This is a genomic window from Facklamia lactis (genome assembly GCF_015863205.1).
Lineage (GTDB): Bacteria > Bacillota > Bacilli > Lactobacillales > Aerococcaceae > Facklamia > Facklamia lactis.
In genome coordinates this window covers 1-569 of sequence record NZ_JACBXQ010000026.1, presented here as the reverse complement: position 1 = coordinate 569, position 569 = coordinate 1, and the positions used below count along the sequence as shown (strand labels likewise).

The following is a 569-nucleotide window of genomic DNA, read 5'->3' as shown; positions in this document are numbered from 1 at the left end:
GGTCTGTTCCACCTCTCGATTTTGGAATGATATGCTCGATTTCAAGCGGAACGCCTTCTTTTCCACAATAACAGCACTTCCGCCCAAACTTTTCAAGCAAATACTCCCGTACTTCATATCCTTGTAGCGTGCCTTGTTGATACTCTACACCATTGATTTCAGGATTTCGCATGAGTTGCGTGTCAAACTTTGCGTTCTCGTACGATATATGCTCAATCGGACATATCTTCCTTAAACGTTCCACCCATGTTTGAATATTTTGCACACGACTCTCTAACGATGGTGGCAACCACCCGTCTTTTCTCCTACGATTAAGAAAACGTGGTTTTCTGTATCGAGTTTTTCGCTTTCTTCTTGCACGACGAAACGCCCGTCTTTTGTCTAATCGCTCTTTGATGTCTGTGCGATGGTCAAGTTGTGCAAGCCACAACACTTCTTGTCCTCGCAAAATCGCTAATCCTGTATGCCTGCTTCCATAGTCGATTTTTAGCCGATCGGTTGCTTTAATTTCTGATTCGTCTACTGATTTTTTCAAGATGATGGTAATTGGAATTCGTTTGTAATTCGCC

Annotated in this window: 1 protein-coding gene; it reads right to left on the bottom strand. The window is 42.9% G+C overall.

What is annotated here, in order from left to right; translation table 11 throughout:
• Window positions 1–569: RNA-guided endonuclease IscB (gene iscB / locus HZY91_RS10835; RefSeq protein WP_197116279.1), on the bottom strand; the 569-nt coding region annotated here is incomplete at both ends.